The organism is Bradyrhizobium sp. 22 (assembly GCF_000482425.1).
Classification (GTDB): Bacteria; Pseudomonadota; Alphaproteobacteria; order Rhizobiales; family Xanthobacteraceae; genus Bradyrhizobium; species Bradyrhizobium japonicum_B.
The window spans coordinates 1,666,178-1,689,702 of record NZ_KI519400.1; the positions used below are offsets into that span (position 1 = coordinate 1,666,178).

Annotated in this window: 24 protein-coding genes, 1 tRNA gene, 1 other RNA gene and 1 pseudogene; 14 read left to right on the forward strand and 13 right to left on the reverse strand. The window is 64.9% G+C overall.

The window, feature by feature from the left end; translation table 11 throughout:
* Nucleotides 1-62: 62 nt before the first annotated feature.
* Nucleotides 63-1,187: pseudogene (locus K410_RS41120) on the forward strand (recombinase family protein); the annotation flags it as partial.
* A 57-nt stretch (nucleotides 1,188-1,244) separates the two neighbouring features.
* Here the strand turns inward: K410_RS41120 and K410_RS41125 are convergent.
* The 3 genes from K410_RS41125 to K410_RS0133290 form a co-directional block, all read right to left on the reverse strand.
* Nucleotides 1,245-1,640 carry a hypothetical protein gene (locus tag K410_RS41125; protein WP_028138879.1) on the reverse strand — a complete coding sequence of 132 codons (396 nt, stop codon included), beginning with the start codon at nucleotides 1,638-1,640 and terminating at the stop codon, nucleotides 1,245-1,247.
* A 57-nt stretch (nucleotides 1,641-1,697) separates the two neighbouring features.
* Nucleotides 1,698-1,774, reverse strand: a tRNA-Arg gene (locus K410_RS0133285).
* A 299-nt stretch (nucleotides 1,775-2,073) separates the two neighbouring features.
* Entirely contained in the window at nucleotides 2,074-3,567 is a 1,494-nt protein-coding gene (locus tag K410_RS0133290; protein ID WP_028138880.1) for a sensor histidine kinase, read from the reverse strand.
* Nucleotides 3,568-3,930: 363 nt separating this feature from the next.
* Here K410_RS0133290 and rpmH point away from each other — a divergent pair, with 363 nt between their 5' ends.
* From rpmH to dapE, 11 genes are all read left to right on the forward strand, one after another.
* Nucleotides 3,931-4,065: a 50S ribosomal protein L34 gene (gene rpmH, locus K410_RS0133295; protein ID WP_008542748.1), complete on the forward strand. Its 135-nt coding sequence runs from the start codon at nucleotides 3,931-3,933 to the stop codon at nucleotides 4,063-4,065.
* 26 nt (nucleotides 4,066-4,091) lie between these two features.
* A complete protein-coding gene (rnpA, locus tag K410_RS0133300) occupies nucleotides 4,092-4,493 on the forward strand; it encodes a ribonuclease P protein component (protein WP_028138881.1) in 402 nt (133 codons plus the stop codon).
* 16 nt (nucleotides 4,494-4,509) lie between these two features.
* Complete coding sequence (gene yidC, locus K410_RS0133305; protein WP_028138882.1) at nucleotides 4,510-6,384, forward strand: membrane protein insertase YidC; 1,875 nt, start codon at nucleotides 4,510-4,512, stop codon at nucleotides 6,382-6,384.
* A gap of 116 nt (nucleotides 6,385-6,500) precedes the next feature.
* Nucleotides 6,501-7,154, forward strand: coding sequence for a ribosome biogenesis GTP-binding protein YihA/YsxC (gene yihA, locus K410_RS0133310; RefSeq protein ID WP_028138883.1), 654 nt, complete (start codon nucleotides 6,501-6,503; stop codon nucleotides 7,152-7,154).
* A complete protein-coding gene (locus K410_RS0133315; protein WP_028138884.1) occupies nucleotides 7,154-7,519 on the forward strand; it encodes a DUF423 domain-containing protein in 366 nt (121 codons plus the stop codon). Before yihA ends, K410_RS0133315 begins: the two co-directional genes overlap by 1 nt.
* A gap of 162 nt (nucleotides 7,520-7,681) precedes the next feature.
* The gene (argB, locus tag K410_RS0133320; RefSeq protein WP_028138885.1) at nucleotides 7,682-8,569 is read left to right on the forward strand and encodes an acetylglutamate kinase; all 888 of its coding nucleotides are present in this window, start codon (nucleotides 7,682-7,684) and stop codon (nucleotides 8,567-8,569) included.
* A 158-nt stretch (nucleotides 8,570-8,727) separates the two neighbouring features.
* Nucleotides 8,728-9,714, forward strand: a complete 987-nt coding sequence (locus K410_RS0133325; RefSeq protein ID WP_028138886.1) for a DUF1036 domain-containing protein — start codon at nucleotides 8,728-8,730, stop codon at nucleotides 9,712-9,714.
* 190 nt (nucleotides 9,715-9,904) lie between these two features.
* The gene (locus K410_RS0133330) at nucleotides 9,905-10,600 is read left to right on the forward strand and encodes a pyrimidine 5'-nucleotidase (protein ID WP_028138887.1); all 696 of its coding nucleotides are present in this window, start codon (nucleotides 9,905-9,907) and stop codon (nucleotides 10,598-10,600) included.
* 186 nt (nucleotides 10,601-10,786) lie between these two features.
* Complete coding sequence (dapD, locus tag K410_RS0133335; RefSeq protein ID WP_028138888.1) at nucleotides 10,787-11,632, forward strand: 2,3,4,5-tetrahydropyridine-2,6-dicarboxylate N-succinyltransferase; 846 nt, start codon at nucleotides 10,787-10,789, stop codon at nucleotides 11,630-11,632.
* A 152-nt stretch (nucleotides 11,633-11,784) separates the two neighbouring features.
* Complete coding sequence (locus K410_RS0133340; protein WP_028138889.1) at nucleotides 11,785-12,411, forward strand: DUF805 domain-containing protein; 627 nt, start codon at nucleotides 11,785-11,787, stop codon at nucleotides 12,409-12,411.
* Entirely contained in the window at nucleotides 12,408-13,574 is a 1,167-nt protein-coding gene (gene dapE / locus K410_RS0133345) for a succinyl-diaminopimelate desuccinylase (RefSeq protein ID WP_028138890.1), read from the forward strand. Before K410_RS0133340 ends, dapE begins: the two co-directional genes overlap by 4 nt.
* A gap of 141 nt (nucleotides 13,575-13,715) precedes the next feature.
* On the opposite strand, the gene K410_RS0133350 is transcribed toward dapE, so the two are convergent.
* From K410_RS0133350 to def, 4 genes are all read right to left on the reverse strand, one after another.
* The gene (locus K410_RS0133350) at nucleotides 13,716-14,051 is read right to left on the reverse strand and encodes a GIY-YIG nuclease family protein (RefSeq protein WP_028138891.1); all 336 of its coding nucleotides are present in this window, start codon (nucleotides 14,049-14,051) and stop codon (nucleotides 13,716-13,718) included.
* Nucleotides 14,052-14,074: 23 nt separating this feature from the next.
* Nucleotides 14,075-14,812, reverse strand: a complete 738-nt coding sequence (gene truA, locus K410_RS0133355) for a tRNA pseudouridine(38-40) synthase TruA (protein ID WP_028138892.1) — start codon at nucleotides 14,810-14,812, stop codon at nucleotides 14,075-14,077.
* A 110-nt stretch (nucleotides 14,813-14,922) separates the two neighbouring features.
* Nucleotides 14,923-15,846, reverse strand: a complete 924-nt coding sequence (gene fmt / locus K410_RS0133360) for a methionyl-tRNA formyltransferase (RefSeq protein WP_028138893.1) — start codon at nucleotides 15,844-15,846, stop codon at nucleotides 14,923-14,925.
* A gap of 140 nt (nucleotides 15,847-15,986) precedes the next feature.
* Nucleotides 15,987-16,514, reverse strand: a complete 528-nt coding sequence (gene def, locus K410_RS0133365; protein WP_028138894.1) for a peptide deformylase — start codon at nucleotides 16,512-16,514, stop codon at nucleotides 15,987-15,989.
* Between the two features lie 171 nt (nucleotides 16,515-16,685).
* On the opposite strand from def, the gene K410_RS0133370 reads away from it, so the two are divergent.
* Nucleotides 16,686-17,885, forward strand: a complete 1,200-nt coding sequence (locus tag K410_RS0133370; RefSeq protein WP_028138895.1) for a DNA recombination protein RmuC — start codon at nucleotides 16,686-16,688, stop codon at nucleotides 17,883-17,885.
* 128 nt (nucleotides 17,886-18,013) lie between these two features.
* The gene (locus K410_RS0133375; RefSeq protein WP_028138896.1) at nucleotides 18,014-19,375 is read left to right on the forward strand and encodes an AmpG family muropeptide MFS transporter; all 1,362 of its coding nucleotides are present in this window, start codon (nucleotides 18,014-18,016) and stop codon (nucleotides 19,373-19,375) included.
* Between the two features lie 102 nt (nucleotides 19,376-19,477).
* Here the strand turns inward: K410_RS0133375 and K410_RS37635 are convergent, their stop codons facing one another.
* The 6 genes from K410_RS37635 to ffs all read right to left on the reverse strand — a co-directional run bounded on the left by K410_RS37635 (nucleotide 19,478) and on the right by ffs (nucleotide 23,382).
* Nucleotides 19,478-19,855, reverse strand: coding sequence for a hypothetical protein (locus K410_RS37635; protein WP_049820425.1), 378 nt, complete (start codon nucleotides 19,853-19,855; stop codon nucleotides 19,478-19,480).
* Between the two features lie 98 nt (nucleotides 19,856-19,953).
* Nucleotides 19,954-20,388, reverse strand: coding sequence for a hypothetical protein (locus K410_RS0133385; protein WP_028138897.1), 435 nt, complete (start codon nucleotides 20,386-20,388; stop codon nucleotides 19,954-19,956).
* Between the two features lie 27 nt (nucleotides 20,389-20,415).
* Complete coding sequence (gene recR / locus K410_RS0133390) at nucleotides 20,416-21,018, reverse strand: recombination mediator RecR (RefSeq protein ID WP_028138898.1); 603 nt, start codon at nucleotides 21,016-21,018, stop codon at nucleotides 20,416-20,418.
* Between the two features lies 1 nt (nucleotide 21,019).
* The gene (locus K410_RS0133395; protein WP_028138899.1) at nucleotides 21,020-21,340 is read right to left on the reverse strand and encodes a YbaB/EbfC family nucleoid-associated protein; all 321 of its coding nucleotides are present in this window, start codon (nucleotides 21,338-21,340) and stop codon (nucleotides 21,020-21,022) included.
* Nucleotides 21,341-21,366: 26 nt separating this feature from the next.
* Entirely contained in the window at nucleotides 21,367-23,190 is a 1,824-nt protein-coding gene (locus tag K410_RS0133400) for a DNA polymerase III subunit gamma/tau (protein ID WP_028138900.1), read from the reverse strand.
* A gap of 95 nt (nucleotides 23,191-23,285) precedes the next feature.
* An RNA gene (ffs, locus tag K410_RS38095) (signal recognition particle sRNA small type) lies at nucleotides 23,286-23,382 on the reverse strand.
* Between the last annotated feature and the right edge of the window lie 143 nt (nucleotides 23,383-23,525).

A 23,525-nucleotide genomic window follows, 5' to 3' on the forward strand; every position in this document is an offset into this window, starting at 1 on the left:
GTGAGATTCACGAATCGAGTGTTGGGAATGCCGTCAGCATCGAGTCTCCGTAGAGTTCTGCCATGAACAAGCATGTCTTTCGCAATTCGATTTCAAAGCAGACTGAGGCGACCAAGCGCGTTGCGACCTATTACAGGGTTAGCACCGGTCGCCAGTATGCCAATGAAGCGTCGATTCCGAGCCAGCGGAAAATTACGGCAAACTTCGCCGATCAGAGCGGCTACGTCATCGTCGAGGAGTTTGTGGAAGCGAAGACCGCAACCGATGATCGTCGGCCCGTGTTGCAGGACATGATCGAGCGCGCCTGCGCGCCCCATCATCCCTACGACGCGATCCTCTTCTATGCATTCAATCGTTTCTTCCGCAACGTCGCCGAGATGGAGCTGACCATCCGCAAATTGCGCAAGCACGGTGTCGCGGTGGTCTCGGTCACGCAGCCGACGGGGGACGATCCTAGCCAGATTTTGGTTAGGCAGATCATCGGCGCCTTTGACGAGCACACATCCAGAGAGATATCAAAAAACACAACACGCGCCATGCGCGAGTCCGCAAAGCAGGGATTCTGGAACGGTGCGACGCCGCCTCTCGGCTATCGGATCGTCGAGGCTGAGCGGCGCGGGCAGAAGATCAAGAAGAAGCTCGACATTGACTCAGTCGAAGCCGAAACCGTTCGGCTGATGTTCAAGCTTTATCTCGAGGGCGACGGCAAGACCGGCCCGCTCGGCGTCAAGGAGACGACGAAGTGGCTGAACAGCCATGGCTACCGCACCCGCCGCGGCGCGACGTTCGGTGTCGGGCCGGTCCACAAGATCCTGACCAACAGCTGTTACGCGACCGGACAATGGCCGTACGGCGTGCGCAGCTCGCGGGATGGCAGGACACATGACCCGTCGACGGTGATCCATATTCCTGTTCCCGTCCTGATCGCGCAAAGCGATTTCGATCGGGTTCAGGCGAAGCTCGCTCGCAGCAATCCCAAGACGACGCCGCCGCGGGTCGTGAACGGCCCTTCACTGCTGACGGGCATCGCGGTCTGCGCCTCCTGTGGTTCCGGAATGACCCGGACCGGGACGACCAATCGACAGGGACGGTCGTACTCGTATTATTCATGTGCGGGTTGCCAGCAGAAGGGCAAGTCGGTTTGCAAAGGTCGGCACATTCCGGCGGCGACCCTGGACGAAATCGTCTTGACCAACCTCAAGCAGCGCGTGCTGGCGCCTGACCGCATCGCCGACCTCCTGAAATCACTGATCGAGCGTCAGGCGGCAAAGAGCGAGTCCGCGGACGGCCGGCTGCTGGGTTTGCAGAAGGAATTGACCGACTGCGAAGATCGCATGAAGCGGCTTTACCGCTCGATTGAAGACGGCATCGTCGAGCTCGATGATATTCTGCGAGAGCGCACCGCCGCTCTGAAAGCTCAACGGGACCGGGCCAAGACGGCCCTCGATCATGCCCGCGCCCAATGCGGCATGGCAGCCGCCGTGAACGCAGAGAAGATCGACGCATTCGCCCGGTTGATGAACGCGAAGCTCGATGCGGGCGACACCAACACCCGCAAAGGCTATATCCATTCGATCATCGATGCGGTCGAGGTCGACGACCAAACGATCCGGATCATCGGCAGCAAGGATATCCTCCAAGCCGCCATTGCCGGCAAACAGACCGAGAACGGAAATGTTCGTGGTTTTGTACGCAAATGGCGCGCCCGGAACGATTCGAACGTCCGACCCTCAGATTCGTAGTCTGATGCTCTATCCAGCTGAGCTACGGGCGCGTGTTTCGCAAACAGCGCGGGCATAGCCCGCGACGCAGCCCCCGGCGGAGCCGGAGGGGGTGCGAAAGAGCGCTCTGACTAACCGCTCTTGTCCCGATTGGCAAGGTCCGGAATGGGGAGATTTTTGCGTACCTCGCCTCACCGCCGTCATTCCGGGATGGCCCGCAGGGCCAGGCCCGGAATCCATAACCCCGGCTGGTGGTTATGGATTCCGGGCTCGCGACTTCGTCGCGCCCCGGAATGACCGGATGGATCGGTGCGCAAGCCGCACAAAGATCGCCCACTCGGCCGCTGGCCGACTAGGCCCGCTGCCGCTCATTGCGGATGGAGAGCAGCTCCACGGGGCGGTCGGGGATGACGATGCGGAAGGTGGCGCCGATGGTGCCTTCGACCAGGTGGATCTCGCCGCCATGGGCGCGAACCAGCTCGGCGGCGATGGCAAGGCCAAGGCCGCTGCCGCCGGGACGGCCCGAGGTCTGGAACGCCTCGAACAGGCGCTCCCGCGTCTTCGGGGGCACGCCGGGACCGGTGTCGGAGACCTCGAGAATCGCCACCGCGCCTTCGCGCTTTCCGGTGATCCGGATCTGCTGCGGACCGCCGTCGCCGGAGGAATGACTCTCCAGCGCCTGTGCGGCGTTGCGGACGAGGTTGAGCAGCACCCGGAACAGCTGGTCGGGATCGGCATCGACCGCCAGCCCGCGCTCGATTGCGGCAACCCAGGCGATCGAGGCGTCGGAGGCGAGGCCTGCGGTCTCGCGCACCTCCAGCACGACCGGCTCGATCAGGATCATGCGGCGGTCGGGCGCGGCCTCCTGGGCACGGCCGTAGGACAGCGTGGACTGGCAGAAGGCGATGGCGCGCTCGAGCGAGCGCACCAGCTTGGGCGCAAAGCGCTGCACCCGCGGATCCGGCACGCTGGCGAGCTGGTCCGACAGCAGCTGGGCCGAAGCCAGCAGATTGCGCAGATCGTGGTTGATCTTGGACACGGCAAGACCGAGGGCGGCGAGCCGGCTCTTCTGATGCAGCATCGACATCAGATCGCGCTGCATGTCCGACAATTCACGCTCGGCGACCCCGATCTCGTCGCTGCGTTGGCTCGGCACGATGATTCCCGCCGAGCTTTCGGGATTCTCGTGGAAGCCGACCAGGCTCGCGGTCAGCCGCCGCATCGGGCGCACGAAGAGATAATGAAGCGCGAGATAGACGAGGCCGGCGGTCAGCGCCGCGATGACCAGCGCGACCACCACGAGGTTGCGGGAGAAACGGTACATCTGCTGCCGCAGCGGCAGCTCGTCGGTGACGACCTCCATGAACTGGGCCGTGCCGACGCCGGGCCCGACGATCCGGATGGCCTGGTTGCCGGTCTCCAGCATCATCCGGAACGAGCCGGTGATCGCCTCCCATGCCGTCATGTCGCGCAGATCGATATCATGCTCGATGGTGGCGGGAAGGTTGTCGCTGGCGAGCAGTCGGCGCTGCTGGCCCATCTTGATGGCAACCGCGCGGGCATTGATGCTCTTGAGGATCTGGCGCGACAGCGAATCGGGAACCATGCCGAGCGGCGCGGCATCCAGCACCAGCGCCGCCGTGTTCGCCGCCGCGACGCGGTCGTTCAGCCGGTTGACCCAGAAATTGGCAATGGCGGGCACATAGAGCAGGACCGCCGCGATCATCACCAGGGGAACGGTCAGCAGCAGCAGCTTGCCCGACAGCCCGAGGCCGCCGCGGGAGCGCATCACCGGCTGCTCCGGCTGATCCTGATCCTGGATCGGCTGGCGGTCTGTCGCTGCCACGAAATTCGCCCTCGCTGCCTGGCGGGTGAAGGATTGGCGGTAGAAGGATGCGACCCGGACCCGGTTCGGTCAAATTACAGATCGCTAATCTGCCGAGGTGGGATGTAGGCGCTGATATCGCTACTCGCCACCTCAAGGGTTAAAAACCCCGCACAAACAGCGATATTCACGAAAATCGCGCGCTTGTGCGGCGTTGACGAAAACAAGGCGCTCGCTTATAAGCCGCGCAAATTGTCCGCGATGACCCGGTGCGATGCCGGGAGCGGCTCTCTTGGGGCCGGAAAAGGGCCCGTTTTGGGCCGCATCTTCCGGACTTTACCATCAATTCTACAGGCAAATTGCCCGGTCAGCGGAGAAAAACCCGTGAAGCGGACTTATCAACCCAGCAAACTGGTGCGCAAGCGCCGTCACGGTTTCCGTGCCCGTCTCGCCACTGCCGGCGGCCGCAAGGTTCTCGCCGCCCGCCGCGCGCGCGGTCGCAAGCGTCTGAGCGCCTGAGCCAGACCCCCTTTTGGGATTTCATCATGGATCGGCTGAGGCAGCGGGCGGATTTCCTCGCCGTTGCCAATGGCGCGCGGGTGAACAATCCTGCGTTCGTCCTGCAAAGCCTTGACCGTCGAAGTCTTGCCCGCGATGACGACGGCCCGGTCCGGATCGGCTTCACCGTCACCAAAAAGAACGGCAACGCCCCCGAGCGCAATCGCATCCGGCGCCGGCTTCGCGAACTGGTGAAGCGGCTCGATCCGGTGTCGATGCAACCCCATCATGATTATGTGCTGGTCGGCCGAAGGGACGCGCTCTCGCGCCCCTTCGCCACCATGCTCGACGATCTGCGCATAGCGTTCACGAAGCCCGCGCGGCATACGGCCAAGGCGCGCGGCCACAGGCCGGGTCCCGCCGCAGCGACCAGCCGCAAACCAGATTGATGACGAGACAATCGAGATGACCGACAATCGTAATACCATCCTCGCCGTCATTCTGTCCGGCCTGGTGCTGATCGCGTGGCAGTATTTCTACAACGTGCCGCAGATGGAGAAGCAGCGCGCCCAGCAGCAGACGCAGGCCGAGCTGCAGAAGGGCAGCACGCCCCAGCCGAGCGCGTCCGCGACGCCAGGCGGCGCGCCGGCGACGCCCGGCAGCGCGCCCCAGCCCGGCGCGGCCCAGCCGTCGACGCCGGCGGTGAACCAGGTCCAGCCGGTCGTCGCCCGCGAGACCGCCATTGCAGCCAGCCCGCGCGTGAAGATCGAGACGCCGCGGATCGTCGGCAGCATCTCGCTGAAGGGCGGCCGCATCGACGACATCGCGCTGGTGCAATATCGCGAGACGGTCGATCCGAAATCGCCGCCGATCGTCCTCTATTCGCCCTCGGGCACGGCGGAGCCCTATTACGCCGAATTCGGCTGGGTTGCCGCGACGGGCGTGACGGCAAAGATGCCGGATGCGCAGACCGTCTGGCAGCAGGAGGGCGGCGGCAGCCTGACGCCGTCGACGCCCGTGGTGCTGAAATGGGACAATGGCGACGGCCTGACCTTCCGCCGCACCATCGCCGTCGACGACCATTATCTCTTCACGGTCAAGGACGAGGTGAACAACGTCGGCAATGCGCCTGTCACGCTGTATCCGTTCGCGCTGATCTCGCGCCACGGCGCGCCGCAGGTTTCCGGCTATTACATCCTGCATGAAGGCCTGATCGGCTATCTCGGCGACGAGAAGCTGAAGGAATATGCCTACAAGCAGGTCGACGAAGCCAAGCAGGTGAATTTCAACAACGTCACCAATGGCTGGCTCGGAATCACCGACAAGTACTGGGCCTCGGCGCTGCTGCCCGACACCAATGCGCGGCTGCAGGCGCGATTCTCGTCGAACCCCGTCGGCAAGGTTCACACCTATCAGACCGACTATCTGCTCGACCCCGTCACGGTCGCGATCGGCGGCACCGCGACGGCGAACGCGCGGCTGTTCGCGGGCGCCAAGGAAGCCGGCGTGGTCGGCATCAACTTCCCGCTCGCCGGCCATGGCGGCTACAACAAGGAGCTCGGCCTCAACCATTTCGATCTGCTGATCGACTGGGGCTGGTTTCACTTCCTCACCAAGCCGATGTTCCTCGGCCTCGACTTCTTCTTCCGCTTCTTCGGCAATTTCGGCATCTCGATCCTACTCGTCACCGTGATCGTGAAGCTGTTGTTCTTCCCGCTGGCGAACAAGTCCTACGCCTCGATGGCGAAGATGAAGTCGGTCCAGCCGCAGCTGCTGGCGCTGAAGGAGCGCTACCCCGACGACAAGGTGAAGCAGCAGCAGGAGATGATGGAGATCTACCGCAAGGAGAAGATCAATCCGGTCGCCGGCTGTCTGCCCGTGCTGATCCAGATTCCGGTGTTCTTCGCGCTCTACAAGGTGCTGTTCGTCACCATCGAGATGCGGCACGCGCCGTTCTACGGCTGGATCAAGGACCTCTCGGCGCCGGACCCGACCAACCTGTTCAACCTGTTCGGGCTGATCCCGTTCGATCCGACCACGATTCCCGTGTTCGGCCATTACCTCGCGCTCGGCATCTGGCCGATCATCATGGGCATCACGATGTGGTTCCAGATGAAGCTGAACCCGACGCCGCCGGATCCGACGCAGCAGATCATCTTCAACTGGATGCCGCTGATCTTCACCTTCATGCTGGCGGGCTTCCCCGCGGGCCTCGTGATCTACTGGGCCTGGAACAATCTGCTCTCGGTGGTCCAGCAGAGCTACATCATGCGCCGCAACGGCGTGAAGGTGGAGCTGTTCGACAATCTCAAGGCGACGTTCGCGCGGAAGGCGACGTAGGTCTCTCTCACTTTGTCATTCCGGGATGGTGCGAAGCACCAGACCCGGAATCTCGAGCTTCCGGGTTCGATGCTTCGCATCGCCCCGGAATGACAGTGCAACAAAAGAGTCTTCGCATGACCGACGACAAAGATGCGAAGCTGATCGAGGCCGGGCGCAAGCTGTTCGCGCGCGACTGGCAGTTCATCTGGGCCTCGCCCTCGATCCAGACGCTGCCGCCGATGGCGGGGCTGGAGGTCGCCTTTGCCGGCCGCTCCAATGTCGGCAAGTCGAGCCTGATCAACGCGCTCACGGGGCGCAACGCGCTGGCGCGCACCTCGCACACGCCGGGCCGCACCCAGGAGCTGATCTTCTTCGAGGTCCCGGGGAAGACCGACCTGCGTCTCGTCGACATGCCCGGCTACGGCTATGCCAAGGCGCCGAAGAGCCAGGTCGCGTCCTGGACCGAGCTGATCCACAAATTCCTGCTCGGACGCGCCAGCCTCGCCCGCGTCTACGTGCTGATCGACGCACGCCATGGACTGAAGGATGTCGATCTCGAAGTGCTGGACACGCTCGACCGCTCCGCCGTCAGCTACCAGATCGTGCTGACCAAGGCCGATCAGGTGAAGGCGTCCGAGCTGCAGGCGCGCATCGCCGAGACCGAGGCCGCGCTGGCCAAGCATCCCGCCGCGTTCCCGAATGTGCTCGCGACGTCGTCACGCAGCTCGACCGGCATGGAGAGCCTGCGCGCCGCGATGGCGAAGCTCGTGGAAGAGCGGAGCAAGTAATGCCGGCCCATCGCCTCCTGATCGGGCTTGCCGGATTGATGGGCGCCGCCGGCGTCGCGCTGGCCGCGGCCTCCGCGCACGGCGCGGATGCGAGCCGGCTTGCCACGGCGAGCGCCATGCTGCTGTTTCACGCAACGGCCATCCTTGCGACCATGGCGCTGCTTGCGCGCGGCCTTCTGCATGGCGGAATTGGCCTCGTCGCCGCATTCGGCCTCGCGAGCGGCCCCGCGTTGTTCGCGGGCGACCTCACCTTGCGGCAATATGCCGGACATGCGCTGTTTCCCTACGCGGCGCCAACCGGCGGAACGGTGATGATCGCGGGCTGGCTGGCGCTGACGCTGGCGGCGATTGTGGCGAAGCGCTGACCTCGTAGCCCGGATGGAGCGAAGCGCAATCCGGGGCCGGTGTCTGCGGTCGGAATCCCGGATCCGCTTCGCTCCATCCGGGCTACATATCAGCCACGCTTTGCGCCGCGCCCGCCAATCGGATAGAACGCGCACCGACCGTCCCGCCAGCGAGACCGCGACATGACCGACATCTCCCCGCTCGACCAGGCCCGCATCCTGTCCGAAGCGCTGCCGCACATGCAGCAATATGACGAGGAAACCATCGTCATCAAATATGGCGGGCATGCCATGGGCGACGAGGAGACCGCGAAGAACTTCGCCCGCGACATCGTGCTGCTGGAGCAGACCGCGATCAATCCCGTCGTGGTGCATGGCGGCGGACCGCAGATCGCGACCATGCTGAAGCGCCTCGGCATTCAGTCGGAATTCGCGGCCGGCCTGCGCATCACCGATGCCGCGACCATCGAGATCGTCGAGATGGTGCTCGCCGGCTCCGTCAACAAGCAGATCGTCGGCTACATCAATGAGGCCGGCGGCAAGGCCGTCGGGCTGTCGGGCAAGGACGGCAACATGGTGAAGGCGTCGAAGACGACGCGCACCATCGTCGACCCGGGCTCGAACATCGAGAAGGCGATCGATCTCGGCTTCGTCGGCGACCCCGAGAAGGTCGATCTCACGCTGCTCAACCAGCTGATCGGCTACGAGCTGATCCCGGTGCTGGCACCGCTCGCGACCTCCAAGGACGGTCAGACGCTGAACGTCAATGCCGACACCTTTGCCGGTGCGGTCGCCGGCGCGCTGAAGGCCAAGCGCCTGTTGCTGCTCACCGACGTGCCGGGCGTGCTCGACAAGTCGAAGAAGCTGATCCCGCAATTGTCCGTCAAGGATGCGCGCAAGCTGATCGCCGACGGCACCATTTCCGGCGGCATGATCCCGAAGGTGGAGACCTGCATCTACGCGCTGGAGCAGGGCGTCGAAGGCGTCGTCATCATCGACGGCAAGATGCAGCATGCGGTGCTGCTCGAGCTCTTCACCAACCAGGGCACGGGAACGCTGATCCACAAGTGATGCGGGAGACGCCACGCACGAGAGCCGTCATGGCCGGGCTTGTCCCGGGCATCCACGACCTTTCTTCTCGTGGCAAAGACGTGGATGGCCGGGTCAAGCCCGGCCATGACGACGCGAGAGAGCGTCATCCACATCGCTCCCGCCTCGCCCGCTTCCTGATGACGCTGCCGGCCGCGGCCGTCTCGTTCTTCTTCTCCTCCGCCCCCGCCTTCGCCGACCTCAAGATCTGCAACCGCATGTCCTATGTGGTCGAGGCCGCGATCGGCATCGACGACAAGGCGGCGACCGCGACGCGCGGCTGGTTCAGGATTGATCCCGCCACCTGCCGCGTCGTTGTGCAGGGCACGCTGACCGCCGACCGCATCCTGCTCAACGCCCGCGCGCTCGGCGTCTATGGCGCCTCCCCGATCCCGCAGAGCGGCCGCGACATGCTTTGTGTCGCGCAGGACAATTTCGTCATCGCGGCGGCCCGGCAATGCCGCACCGGCCAGGCCCAGGCCGCCTTCACGCAAGTGACGCCGACGCAAGGTGCGGACGGCAACCTCATTGCCTACCTCGCCGAGGATTCCGAGTATGACGACGAGCAGGCGCGGCTTGCGGGCATCCAGCGGCTTCTGGTGATCGCAGGCTATGACGCCGCGCCGATCGACGGCGTCGACGGACCGAAGACACAGGCCGCGCTGGCCGCGTTCCTGAAGAGCCGCGGCCTGTCGTCGGACATCGTAGGCTCGCCAAGCTTCTTCAAGACCATGGTCGATGCGGTGCAGACGCCGTCTGCGACCGGCCTTACCTGGTGCAACGATACGCCGCACAAGGTGATGGCGGCGATCGCGACCGACGACGGCAAGTCCGTGACCAGCCGCGGCTGGTATCGCATCGATCCCAAGACCTGCCTGCATCCTGACGTGACCGGCCAGCCGAAGCAGATCTTCAGCTTCGCGGAGGCCGTCGACGCCGACAACCGCCCAGTCAAGTTGAAGGACAGGCCGCTGAACTGGGGCGGCGACCGGCAGCTGTGCACGCGCGAGACCAAGTTCGAGACCAATGAGCAGACCGATTGCGGCGCGCGTGGATTTGCGGCGACGGGGTTTGGCGCGGTCGACATGTCCAGCGGCGGCAAGACGCTGCGCTTCGCGGTGCCGTGATGGGTGTCATGACAAGCCCGCAAACTTCTACAAGCTCCGCTGTCGTCCCCGCGAAGGCGAGGACCCATAACCCCAGGGAGTGGTTGTGGCGCGAAGCTGGCAGCCCCGAGCCTTCGCCCAACGCCTCCCTGTGGTTATGGGTCCCGGGCTCGCGCTTCGCGCCCCGGGACGACGAGTCGAGAATGTTGATATGAATTCCCCCCGCACCTTCGACCACGTCGACACCTGGGTGTTCGACCTCGACAACACGCTCTATCCGCATCACGTCAATCTGTGGCAGCAGGTCGATGCGCGGATCGGGGAGTTCGTGTGCAACTGGCTGAATGTCGGCCCGGAAGAAGCACGCAACATCCAGAAGGATTATTACCGGCGCTTCGGCACCACCATGCGGGGCATGATGACTCTGCATGGCGTTTCCGCCGACGACTATCTCGCCTACGTCCACAAGATCGACCACTCGCCGCTGGAGCCGAACCCGGCGCTCGGCGAAGCCATCGCAAGATTGTCCGGGCGCAAGCTGATCCTCACCAACGGCTCGGTCGACCATGTCGATGCGGTGCTGGCGCGGCTCGGCTTCGCCAGCCATTTCGACGGCGTGTTCGACATCATTGCCGCCGAGTTCGAGCCGAAGCCGGCGGCGCAGACGTATCGGAAATTCCTCTCCGACCATTCGGTCGATCCGACCCGCGCCGCCATGTTCGAGGACCTCGCCCGCAACCTCACTGTCCCGCACGCGCTCGGCATGACCACCGTGCTGGTGGTGCCGGACGGCACGAAAGAGGTGGTGCGCGAGGACTGGGAACTGGAGGGTCGGGACGCCGCCCATGTCGACTACGTCACGGATGATCTGGCGGGGTTCTTGGGCGGACTGTCCCACCCCAAGTAGCCGTCATACCCCGCGAAGGCGGGGTGTCCAGTAGTCACCGCCATCTCGATTCATCACGACCGCCGCGGCGTACTGGATCACCCGCTTTCGCGGGTGATGACACCGAACCAAGCTTGACTCCGCCCCGCCAAATCCCGAAAAAGCGCCTCAATCCATCAAAATTCCCGTTTCCCAGAGGAAATCCCGATGTCCCTGTCCGCCCTCGAATCCACCATCAACAGCGCCTTCGACGCGCGCGAGACCATCTCGACCTCGACCAAGGGCGAGGTGCGCGAAGCCGTGGATCAGGCGCTGGAGACCTTGGACAAGGGCGAGGCGCGCGTTGCCGAGCGCGGCGCCGACGGCAAGTGGAAGGTCAATCAATGGCTGAAGAAGGCGGTGCTGCTCTCGTTCCGCCTCAACGACATGGGCGTCATTCCGGGCGGTCCCGGCAAGGCGACCTGGTGGGACAAGGTGCCCTCGAAGTTCGAGGGCTGGGGCGAGAACCGTTTTCGCGATGCCGGTTTTCGCGCGGTGCCCGGCGCCGTCGTCCGCCGCTCGGCCTTCATCGCCAAGAACGTCGTCCTGATGCCGTCCTTCGTCAACCTCGGCGCCTATGTCGATGAGAGCACCATGGTCGACACCTGGGCCACCGTCGGCTCCTGCGCGCAGATCGGCAAGCGCGTGCACATCTCCGGCGGCGCCGGCATCGGCGGCGTGCTCGAGCCGCTGCAGGCCGAGCCGGTGATCATCGAGGACGATTGCTTCATCGGCGCGCGCAGCGAGGTCGCCGAGGGCGTGATCGTGCGCAAGGGCGCGGTGCTGTCGATGGGCGTGTTCCTGGGCGCCTCGACCAAGATCGTCGACCGCGAGACCGGCGAGATCTTCATGGGCGAAGTCCCCGAATATTCGGTGGTGGTGCCCGGCGCGCTGCCCGGCAAGCCGATGAAGAACGGCCAGATCGGCCCCAGCACCGCATGCGCCGTCATCGTCAAGCGCGTCGACGAGCGCACGCGCTCCAAGACCAGCATCAACGAACTGCTGCGGGATTGATGCAAGGCGAGTAGCGGATGGCCGGTGGCGAATAGGACGCGCACCCTCCCTACTCGCGATTGGCCATTCACCATTCGCTGCCAGGATCGAACCCACTCTGCCTCCATCGCGACCAATTTCCGGGCGGCCCCGTTCCGCCCGGAGCCGTTCGCATGCGCTGGACCTGGTACCTCTTCCGCCTCGATGGCCGCATGAGCCGCGCCGGGTTCTGGTGCAGCCTGATCTTGGCCCTGTGCGGCATGATCCTGCTGGTCTTGCTCTGCCTGAGCGTCCTGTCCGCCCTCGGCAGCGAGGTCAAATCCTTCAATCTGAATGCTGAGGACGTCTTCAAGATCATCGATCCCGCGGCCTATCGATGGTCGCTGCTGGACAATTTGCCGCTGCTGCTGCTCAAGCTGGCCGCAACCGCATTGATGCTCTGGATCGATCTCGCGATCATGGTGAAGCGCCTGCATGACCGCGACAAGAGCGCGTGGTGGCTGCTTGCCTATTTCGTGCTGCCGGGCCTCTACAAGCAGTTCGAGGACCGCCTCCCGGACAGCTATTGGATGCTGCCGCTCGGGCTCGCGAGCGTCATCCTCCCCCTCGCCGCTTTTATCGAGACCGGCTTCCTACGCGGCACCGTAGGGCCCAATCGGTTCGGTCCTGATCCGGTAGCCGATGGCGATTCGACGTCCGCCGCGTCTCCTGCGAAACGCTGGGACCAGAGCCGGGAGATCGAAATTGTCCCGCCCAGTGCTAGCCCACCCGGCGGCATGCATGTTAAGCGGGGCGCATGACCAATGCTCTCTCCATTGCCCGCGATCTGATCCGCTGCCCCTCAATCACTCCGGCCGACGCCGGTGCGCTCGGAGTGCTCGAAAGAGCCCTCGGTGCCGCCGGCTTCACCTGCCATCGCGTGACCTTCAGCGAGGAAGGCACCGCTGACGTCGACAATCTCTATGCGCGGATCGGCACCGAAGCTCCGCACATCACCTTTGCCGGCCACACCGACGTGGTACCGCCGGGCGACGAGAGCGCCTGGAGCGTCGGTGCCTTCTCCGGCGAGGTGAAGGACGGCGTCCTGCACGGCCGCGGCGCGGTCGACATGAAGGGCGGCATCGCCTGCTCGGTCGCCGCGGTGCTGGAGCATCTGGCCGCCAATCGCGGCAAGCCGCGCAGCGACGGCAGCGGCTCGATCTCGTTCCTGATCACCGGCGATGAGGAAGACATCTCCATCAACGGCACCATCAAGCTGTTGAAATGGGCCGCCGAGCGCGGCGAAAAATTCGACCATTGTGTGCTGGGCGAGCCATCCAACGTCGAGGCTCTCGGCGACACCATCAAGGTCGGTCGCCGCGGCTCGCAATCGGGCACGCTCATCGTCGACGGCGTGCAGGGCCACGTCGCCTACCCGCATCGCGCCTCCAATCCGGTACCGGACATTTCGCGGCTGATCGTGGCGATCTCCGACGAGCCGCTCGATCATGGCAGCGCGCAATTCCAGGCGTCCAATCTCGAATTCGTCTCGGTCGACGTCGGCAACAAGGCCTTCAACGTCATCCCCGGCGAGGCCCGCGCCAAGTTCAACATCCGCTATAACGACAACCACACCCAGGCGAGCTTGCGCGAGCTGGTGGAGACGCGCCTCGCCAAAGCCTGCGGCAACCGCATCAAGGCCCGCATCGTCTGGGAGCCCTCGAACTCGAACGTGTTCGTGACCAAGCCAGGGCCGTTCACCGATCTCGCGGTCGCCGCGATCGAGGAGGTGACGGGGCGCAAGCCGGAGCTGTCGACGTCGGGCGGCACGTCGGACGCGCGCTTCATCTCCAGCTATTGCCCGGTGATCGAGTTCGGACTGGTCGGACAGACCATGCACCAGATCGACGAGCGCGTGCCGGTTGCCGATCTGGAGAAGCTGACGAAGGTGTATCGCGGGATCTTGGCAAGGTATTTTGGTTAGGGCACTAATCTCCGCCCAACCCACCGCCGTCATGCCCGAGCTTGTCCCGGGCATCCACGATCTTTGTCGCCGCTGATAAGAAAGAACGTGGATGGCCGGGACAGGCCCGGCCATGACGATGTAGTGAGAGCTTGGGTCACCTTACTGGACGATCGTGTCATACAGATCCTTCCATTCGGGATTATCCTTGAGGATCAACCTGACCTTCCACGCCCGAGACCAATGCTTGATGTTGTGCTCGCGCTGGATGGCAGTTTGGATGTCTTCATAACGCTCGAAATAGACGAGTAGCTTAACGCCGTACTTCTTTGTGAAGCCAGGCACGAGTCCATTTCGATGCTGGTAGATCCGACGGATAATGTCGCTCGTCACACCGACATAGAGAATGCCGTTGGGCGCGCTTGCCAGGATGTAGACCCATCCACCATGCATGGTCGCATGTTGACGCACGTGGATGGCCGGGACAAGCCCGGCCATGACGCCCGTTGCAGTATCAGGCGCTAATAATCCACCTTCATCAGGTACAGTCCCTCCGGCGGTGCGACGACGCCGCAGGCGGCCCGGTTGCGGGCTGCGAGGGCCGCGGAGAGATCGTCGGCAGTCCAGCGCCCCTCGCCGACCCAGACCAGCGAACCCACCATCGAGCGCACCTGGCTATGCAGGAAGGAGCGCGCCGAGGTGATGACCGTGATCTCGCGGCCGTCGCGCAGCACGTCGAGCTGATCGAGCGTCTTCTCGGGCGATTTGGCCTGGCACTCGGTGTCGCGGAAGGTGGTGAAATCGTGCTTGCCGAGCAGGCGCTGCGCCGCCACGTGCATCGCATCGGCATTGAGTCGGCGCGGTACGCGCCAGGCGTGGCCGATGTCGAGCGCGAGGTTGGCGCGGGTGTTGACGATGCGATAGCGGTAGTGCCGCTTCACCGCCGAGAACCGCGCCTCGAAGCTGTCGGGCACGATCTCGGCCTCCAACACCGCGATCGGATGCGGGCGCAGATGCGCGTTGAGCCCGTCGCGAAAACGGCCCGGCGGAAACTGCTTGTCGACGTCGACATGCGCGACCTGGCCGCGCGCATGCACGCCGGCATCGGTGCGGCCGGCGCCATGCACCCGCAGATCCGCTCCCGTCATCGCCTTCACGGCGGCTTGCAGCGCGCCCTGCACCGAGGGCAGCGTGTCCTGCACCTGCCAGCCGAAGAACGGCGCGCCGTCGTATTCGATGGTGAGCTTGTAGCGGGGCATCGATCCGATTTGATCCGGTGTCATTGCCGGGCCTGACCCGGCAATCCATCGCCTGGAGACAGTCTTGTTGGAAGATTGATACGCGGGTCAAGCCCGCGTATGACGGTTGGTTAGCTGAATTTGGCTCCCGCCTTCAACGGCGCGCCGCGCAGGAAGTCCGCGGCCTGCATCCGGCCCTTGCCTTCGCGCTGGAGCTCGACGATGCGGATCGCGCCCTCGCCGCAGGCGACGGTGAGTTGATCGTCGAGCACCGCGCCCGGCTCGCCCGCGCCTTGCGCCAGCTGACAGCGCAGGATCTTGACGCGCGCGTTCTCCAGCTCGGCCCAGGCGCCGGGAAACGGCGACAGGCCGTGGATGTGGCGCAGCACCTCGCGCGCCGGCTTGCGCCAGTCGATCCGCGCCTCGGCCTTGTCGATCTTGGCGGCATAGGTGACGCCGTCCTCGCTCTGCTTCCTGAGCTGGAGCCCGCCGCGATCGAGCGCGGCCATCGCCCGCACCATCAGGTCGGCGCCGAGACGCGAGAGCCGATCGTGGAGCTCCGCCGCCGTCATGTTGTCCGTGATGGCGAGCCGCTCGGCCATGGCGACGTCGCCGGTATCGAGACCGACATCCATCTTCATCACCATGACGCCGCTCTCGGCATCGCCGGCCATGATCGCGCGGTTGATCGGAGCCGCGCCGCGCCAGCGCGGCAGCAGCGAGGCATGCAGATTGTAGCAGCCGAGTTTTGGCGCATCGAGGATCGCCTGCGGCAGGATCATGCCGTAGGCGACCACGACCGCGGCATCGGCCTCGAACGCACGAAATTCATCGAGCGCCTCCTGGGACTTCAGCGTCTTCGGCGTCAGCACGGGCACGCCGAGCTTTCGCGCGGCTTCCTCGACCGGGGTCGGCTGCAATTGCAGCCCGCGCCGCCCGCCCGGCTTCGGCGCGCGGGTGTAGACGGCCACGATCTCGTGGCCATGCGCGACCAGCTCGAGCAGCGTCGGCACGGAGAAATCGGGCGTGCCCATGAAGATCAGGCGGAGGGGCATGTGACGAGACAATCCTCGAACAACGAGCAAGGTACTCGTCATGGCCGGGCTTGTCCCGGCCATCCACGTTCTTCCTGCTCGGAGCGGCAAAGAACGTGGATGCCCGGCACAAGGCCGGGCATGACGGCGGAGGACGTGGCCTACTCGCCGGCGCGCTTGGCGGCCTTCTCGAACTTCTTCATGACGCGGTCGCGCTTGAGCTTCGACAGATAGTCGACGAACAGCACGCCGTTGAGATGGTCGATCTCGTGCTGGATGCAGGTGGCATAGAGGCCTTCGGCGTCCTCCTCGTGCACCTTGCCGTCGAGATCGGTGAAGCGCACGCGCACCTTCGCGGGGCGCTCGACCTCCTCGTAATATTCGGGGATCGAGAGGCAGCCTTCTTCGTAAACAGAGAGTTCCTCCGAGGACGCGATGATCTCCGGATTGATGAAGACGCGGGGCAGCGGCTTGGTCTCGCCGTTCTCGTCGCGCTTGGCGAGGTCCATGGTGATCAGCCGCAGCGGCTGCGCGACCTGAATCGCGGCGAGGCCGATCCCGGGCGCGTCGTACATGGTCTCGAACATGTCGTCGGCAAGCTTGCGGATCTCCGAGGTGACCTTCTCGATCGGCTTGGAGACCAGGCGCAGCTGCTTGTCGGGCAGGATGATGATTTCTCTGAGGGCCATGGCCGCGATTTAAGCCCCATGCCCGATGCGGTCAATGCGGCCCGGAACCCTGTTAACCCCTCGCTAACCATAAAACTTCAGGTTTCGTTAACCATAAAAATTAACGGAGCATTCACCATAATTGTTCGCTATTCGTTCGTGCGCCCGGGCGAATCGGCTAGAAGGGTCGGCATGAACGACATCATCTTCATGCTCGGCGACTGGCCGGTGCGCGTCGTGGACGCGCTGATCGGCTTCGGCGCCCTGGTTCTCGTCCTGCTGGTGGTGATTGCGGTCGTGATCGCGCGGTCCGGGCGGCGCGGCGCGGAACTCGCGATGGCGCACGCGATCCGGGCCGACGAGCTCGAGGAGCGCCTGAGCGAGGTGCTGCGGGCCCAGAGCGAATCCTCCGGCCGGGTCGACGCCATGACCCAGGCGCTGGCCGGCCGCCAGGCCGAGATGGCGCGGGCGGTCAACGAGCGGCTGGATTCGGTGACCCATCGGGTCGGCCAATCCATGGAACATTCGACCCGCAACACCATGGAGAGCCTGCGCGCGCTGCACGAGCGGCTTGGCATCATCGACAGCGCGCACAAGAACCTTACTGATCTCACCACTCAGGTGACCACCTTGCGCGACGTCCTCGCCAACAAGCAGTCGCGCGGCGCCTTCGGTCAGGCGCGGATGGAGGCGATCGTCCAGGACGGGCTTCCCAAAGGCTCCTACGAGTTCCAGTTCACGCTCTCGACCGGAAAACGGCCGGACTGCGTCGTGTTCCTGCCCGACCAGCGCCCGCTCTGCATCGACGCCAAGTTTCCGCTGGAGGCGATGACGGCGCTGCACGATGCCCGCACCGACGAGGAGAAACGCCTCGCCACGCAGCGGCTGCGCGGCGACGTGATGAAGCATGTCAGCGACATCGCCGAAAAATATCTCGTCGCCGGCGAGACCCAGGAGATGGCGCTGATGTTCGTGCCGTCGGAATCGGTCTACGCCGAAATCCACGACGGTTTCGACGACGTGATCCAGAAGGCCTATCGCGCCCGCGTCGTGCTGGTCTCGCCCTCGCTTCTGATGCTGGCAATCCAGGTGATGCAGCAGATCATGAAGGACGCGCGCATGCGCGATGCCGCCGACCAGATCCGCACCGAGGTGATCAAGCTCGGCGACGACCTCGGCCGGCTGCGCGACCGCGTGCTGAAGCTGCAGAAGCATTTCGCCGACGTGAACGAGGACGTCCGCCAGGTGCTGATCTCCGCCGACAAGATCGAAAAGCGCGCGGGACGAATCGAGGAGCTCGATTTCAGCAAGAGCGACGCCCCGGAGGGACCGCGGCTGGTGGCGACCGGAGCGGCGGAGCTGTTTCCGCGCAAGCTACAGGCAGGGGAGTGATGCCGAGTCGTCATGGCCGGGCTTGTCCCGGCCATCCACGGCACCAAGAACGTGGTGCCCGGGACAAGCCCGGGCATGACGAGTTTGGGAGACGAGGCATCACGGCCAGAATCTGCTAACACCGCCCCATGACCGCACCCGACGCGACCTCTCCTGCCGCAACTCCTGCGCCTGCGACCTCCTGGCGCGACAGCCTTGCCGTTTACCTGCAGCCGCGGGTGCTGATCGTGCTGTTTCTCGGCTTCTCCTCGGGGCTGCCGCTGGCGCTGTCGGGCTCGACGCTGCTGGTGTGGATGGCCGAGGCGGGGGTCGATCTCGGGACGATCGGGCTTTTTGCACTGGTTGGAACGCCGTACACGCTCAAGTTCCTCTGGGCGCCTCTGGTCGATGCCCTGCATGTCCCGTTCTTCACGCGCACCTTTGGCCGCCGGCGTGGATGGCTGGTGTTCTCGCAATTGCTGCTGATCGGCTCGATCCTGCTGCTGGCGCTGACCGATCCGGCGCGCTCGCCGCTGTTCGTCGCGCTTGGTGCGCTCCTGGTTGCGACGATGTCCGCGACGCAGGACATCGTGGTCGATGCCTTCCGCGTCGAGAGCCTGCCCGAAAGCGAGCAGGCCGCCGGGATGGCGGCCTATGTCGCGGCCTATCGCATCGGCATGCTGATATCGACCGCGGGCGCCTTGTTCATCGTCACCGGCTTCGAAGCGATCGTCCCCCGCGGTGCCGCCTGGATGTGGGGCTATGTGGTGATGGCGGCGCTGGTGCTGATCGGCACGGCGACGGCCCTGGCCGCCACCGAGCCCGCACAATCCGGACGCGCCGAAGCCGCCACGCGGGACGAGGACGCGCTCACGCGGGTGTTCCATGCGGCGCTGGGCGCGTTCTCGGAATTCCTGCGACGCAAGGAAGCATGGGTCGTGCTCGCCTTCGTCGTGCTGTTCAAGTTCACCGACGCGTTTTCCGGCAACATGACCGTGCCGTTCGTGATCGACATCGGCTTCACGCGGAACGACTATGCCGTGATCGTCAAGGGCGTCGGCATCGTGGCGACCCTGGCCGGCGGCTTTGCCGGCGGCTTCGTGGCCCGGCGCTATTCGCTGGCCACGAGCCTGTGGATCGGCGGCATCGTCCAGGCGATGTCCAACCTGTCGTTCTCATGGCTGGCGCTGGTCGGCGTCAACGAATGGGCGCTGACCCTCGCCATCACCTCCGACAATTTCTGCAACGCCATCGGCACCGTGATCTTCGTCGCCTATCTGTCGGCGCTGTGCCAGAACCCGCTGCACACCGCGACCCAGTATGCGCTGCTGACGGCGCTCGCCGCCGTGGGGCGCACCTATTTGTCATCGGGTGCGGGCTATCTGGCCAAGGCGACGGGCTGGCCGATGTTCTTCGCGATCTCCGTCCTCGTCGCCATTCCGAGCCTGATGCTGCTGGCGTACCTGCAGAGGCGCGGCCATTTCGAATCGCTGGAGCAGGTGCGGGTGTAAGCCTAAAGCGCGATGCGATCAGGATGAAGCGTCATCGCGCCTTAGCTTGTTGTTCAAGCATGATCTTTTCGGAAAACCGCGGCCACTTTTCCGGATCATGCTTCAGCGCTGCATCTCTTTCCGAACGCGTCCGTTGAGCCCCTCGAAATCGGCGACCAGCGCATCGCAAGCGGCCTTGGAGGCTTCGCACAGGACGTTCATTCGGATGACGACTTCGCTTCCTTCCTGCACGACGCGGCGCTGAATGGCTGCCGGATAGGCCGGATGTCCCTTCGGCGGAAACGACCACAAGCTCAGCGTGGCGCCATCCTCGATCACGGTCCAGCCGGATTGAACGGACGACTTCACCCCCGGCTTGGCGCGCAGCGATTCGAGCGCGGCTGCGGCAGTCGGATAGGAGGCGGTGTCCGGCGCAGCCGCAACCGACGAAGGAAACGCGACGACGAAACCAAGCAGGGCGGCAAGGGTGATTCCACGCACGGCTGAGCGATCTCCCCAGGGCTCGATCGCTTGCACTATGCGCGACGCACAACCGGAGATCAAGCCACGGTCCCCGTCACCGGCCCGGCGATGCCGCCCTACTGCTTCTTGATGATGCTCCACTTCGTGATCACGGCTTCGCTCATCTGGCCGGCATCGCTGGCGCAGGCGATCTCGTCGACCTTGACCGAGATTTCCTTGCCGACGAACGATTTCAGCTGCGTGGCCTGCGCGTCGCTGGAGGTGACGAGCTGGAAGGTCTCGGGGCCGGTCTCGAGATTGCACAGCCCGTTCGGCGCCGGCAGGCGACGCGGCTCGGAGGTGATCTGATACATCGGAACCCGCTTGCCGTTCTTGCCGTCGCGCACCTTCATGGCGTTCAGTTCACCCGACAGCACGTCGCCATTGTTGATCGGCTTGCCGGGCTTCGACGGCGGCGGGGCCTCGTCACCCGGCTGCGCGGAGATGGCCGGGGTCACCAGCATCGCCATCGTCGCAACCAAAGCCAATCGTGTGGCGAAAAGTTTCGTCATGTCGTCCGTTCCGTGATCTGTGAATGGCTAGAACAGGGTGCGCTGCCGCATCGCTGCCGATAGCGTACCTTCGTCGAGATAATCAAGCTCGCCGCCGACGGGAACTCCATGGGCGAGCCGTGTCACCTTCACATTGGCGTCCTGAAGCAAGTCGGTGATGTAGTGCGCCGTGGTCTGACCGTCGACCGTCGCATTCAGCGCCAGGATGATCTCGTGCACCTGCGAATCATGGGCGCGCGCGACCAGCGCGTCGATGGTCAGATCCTGCGGGCCGACGCCGTCGAGCGGCGACAATGTCGCGCCCAGCACATGATAGCGCCCTTGAGTCGCATTGGCCCGCTCCAGCGCCCAGAGATCGGCGACGTCGGCGACGACGACGATGATGGCGGGATCGCGCTTCGGATCGGTGCAGACGGTGCAGGGATTTTGCGTGTCGATGTTGCCGCAGGTCTTGCAGACCTGGACCTTGTCCAGCGCCACCTGCATGGCGGAGGCCAGCGGCATCATCAACGCTTCGCGTTTCTTGATCAGATGCAGCGCCGCGCGCCGAGCCGAGCGCGGACCGAGGCCCGGCAGCCGTGCGAGCAGCTGGACCAGCCGCTCGATCTCGGGACCTGCAACAGCGCCCATATTACTGGCCGAACAACCCCGGCGGCAGGCCGAGCCCGCCGGTGAGAGCCTGCATCTTCTCCTGCATCGCGGCCTCCGCCTTGCGGCGCGCATCGCCCATGGCGGTGACGAGCAGGTCTTCCAGCACCTCGCGCTCTTCCGGCTTCATCAGCGAGGGATCGATCTTGATGCCCTTCACGTCCATCTTCGCGGTCATGCGCACGGCGACGAGGCCGCCGCCGGAGATGCCCTCGACTTCCACGTTCGCGAGCTGCTCCTGCATCTCCTGCATCTTGGATTGCAGCTGCGCCGCCTGCTTCATCATGCCGAGAAAATCAGCCATCGGTGTCTGTCCTTGAGAGGGTCGGCTCAGAGATCGTCGCCGTCGGAACCGTCGGGCGGATCGTCACTGCCATAGTCGGTGCTTATATCGGATTCCGGCGTCTCGGGGGCAAGCCTGCGGACCTCGACGACCTTGGCGCCGGGGAAACGCGACAGCACCTCCTGCACGCGCGGATCGGCCTCGGCGGTACGCGCATGCTGCTGCTTGGCGGCCTGGTTCACCGAGCGCAGCGTCGGCTGCCCCTGCTCATTGGAGACGACGATGGTCCAGCGCCGGCCGGTCCACAGCTCGAATTTCTTCGCAAGCTCCGAGATCATGGTCTTGGAGGCGTTCGGCTCGAGCGCGACTTCCAGCCGGCCCTCCTCGAAACGGACGAGGCGCATATCGCCTTCGAGCGCGCCCTTGGTGATGAGATCGCGCTTCTGCCCGGCCAGCGCAACGAGCTGGGTGAAGCTCGTGATGCGCAGTTGCGGCGCTGCCCCTTGCGGATCCGGCGCCGGCGCCGCCATCTGCGGCCGGGCCCCGCCACCGCCGAACGAAGAGGGCGAGGCGGTCGGCATGCGAACCGGCGCCGCGGACGTCACCGGCGCGGCCGGCGCGCTGCTGCGTGCAGCACTGCCACCGCTCACGACCGGCGAGCCGCCGCCGTTCTGCTCCAGCATCCTGATGGCTTCATCGGGCGTCGCCAGGTCGGCGACATAGGCGATACGCACCAGCACCATCTCTGCGGCCGCCGCGGGCCGTGTTGCGGCCTGCACCTCGGTGATGCCTTTGAGCAGCATCTGCCACATCCGCGATAGCACGCGCATCGAGATCTTCGAGGCGAAATCCTTCGCGCGCACGCGCTCGGTCTCGCCGTAAGCGACGTTGTCGGCGGTCGCCGGCACGATCTTCACGCGGGTGACGAAATTGACGAATTCAGCGAGATCGGAGAGCACGACGATGGGATCGGCGCCGACGTCGTACTGGTCGCGGAACTCCTTGAAGGCAGCCGCGATGTCGCCGCGCGCCAGCGACTCGAACAGATCGATGACGCGGGTGCGGTCGGCAAGGCCCAGCATCTGCCTGACGGCATCGGCCTTCACCTGCCCCGCGGCATGCGCGATCGCCTGGTCCAGCAGCGACAGCGAATCGCGCACCGAGCCCTCAGCGGCGCGCGCGATGATGCCGAGCGCCTCCGGCTCGATCTCGACGTTTTCCTTCGTCGCGATATTGGCGAGGTGCTTCATCAGCACGTCGGCGTCGACGCGGCGCAGGTCGAAGCGCTGGCAGCGCGACAGCACGGTGACCGGAACCTTGCGGATCTCCGTGGTCGCAAACACGAATTTGGCGTGCTCCGGCGGCTCCTCCAGCGTCTTCAGGAAGGCGTTGAACGCCGCCGTCGACAGCATGTGGACTTCGTCGATGATGTAGACCTTGTAGCGGGCGCTGGCCGGCGCGTAACGCACGCTGTCGTTGATCTGGCGGACGTCGTCGACGCCGGTGTGCGAAGCCGCGTCCATCTCCAGCACGTCCATGTGCCGGCTTTCCATGATCGCCTGGCAATGCACGCCCAGGGTCGGCATGTGGATGGTCGGGCCCTTCACCGAGCCATCCGGCATCTCGTAGTTGAGTGCGCGGGCCAGGATGCGCGCGGTGGTGGTCTTGCCGACACCGCGGACGCCGGTGAGGATCCAGGCCTGCGGAATCCGTCCGGTCTCGAACGCGTTGGAGACGGTGCGGACCACCGCCTCCTGGCCGATCAGATCGTCGAAGCTGGAGGGACGGTATTTGCGCGCCAGCACCCGGTAAGGCGCGTTGCCGGCCGGTCCGGCGCTATCGGGATTGGAAGGGGCGCCAGCGTCGGTCATCGGTCGATCCGCAATGAAATGTCTCTTGGCCGGCTTTTGCGGAAAGGAGCGCGCTGGCGGCTGCTGCCGCCGGCGCTGGTTCGCTCGAAAAACAGGTAGGAGACTGACGAGCGACCCGATCCGGACCTCGTTAGGGCTGCTTCCTTCCGGACCTGACCCGGTTGGCGAGTGGCTCGTCCACCGCCAATCTCCCGGTCCCTATTTGGGGCCAAAGGGAGCGGAAAGCAAGCGGGGTCTACGGCTGTTCCGGCGGCCGTTCGGGGACTTTCAGGCCCGAACCGCGCCGTTCCGCCCTCGAACTGCGCGCCCTACCCGGTCCGGCGCATAAGGACCAC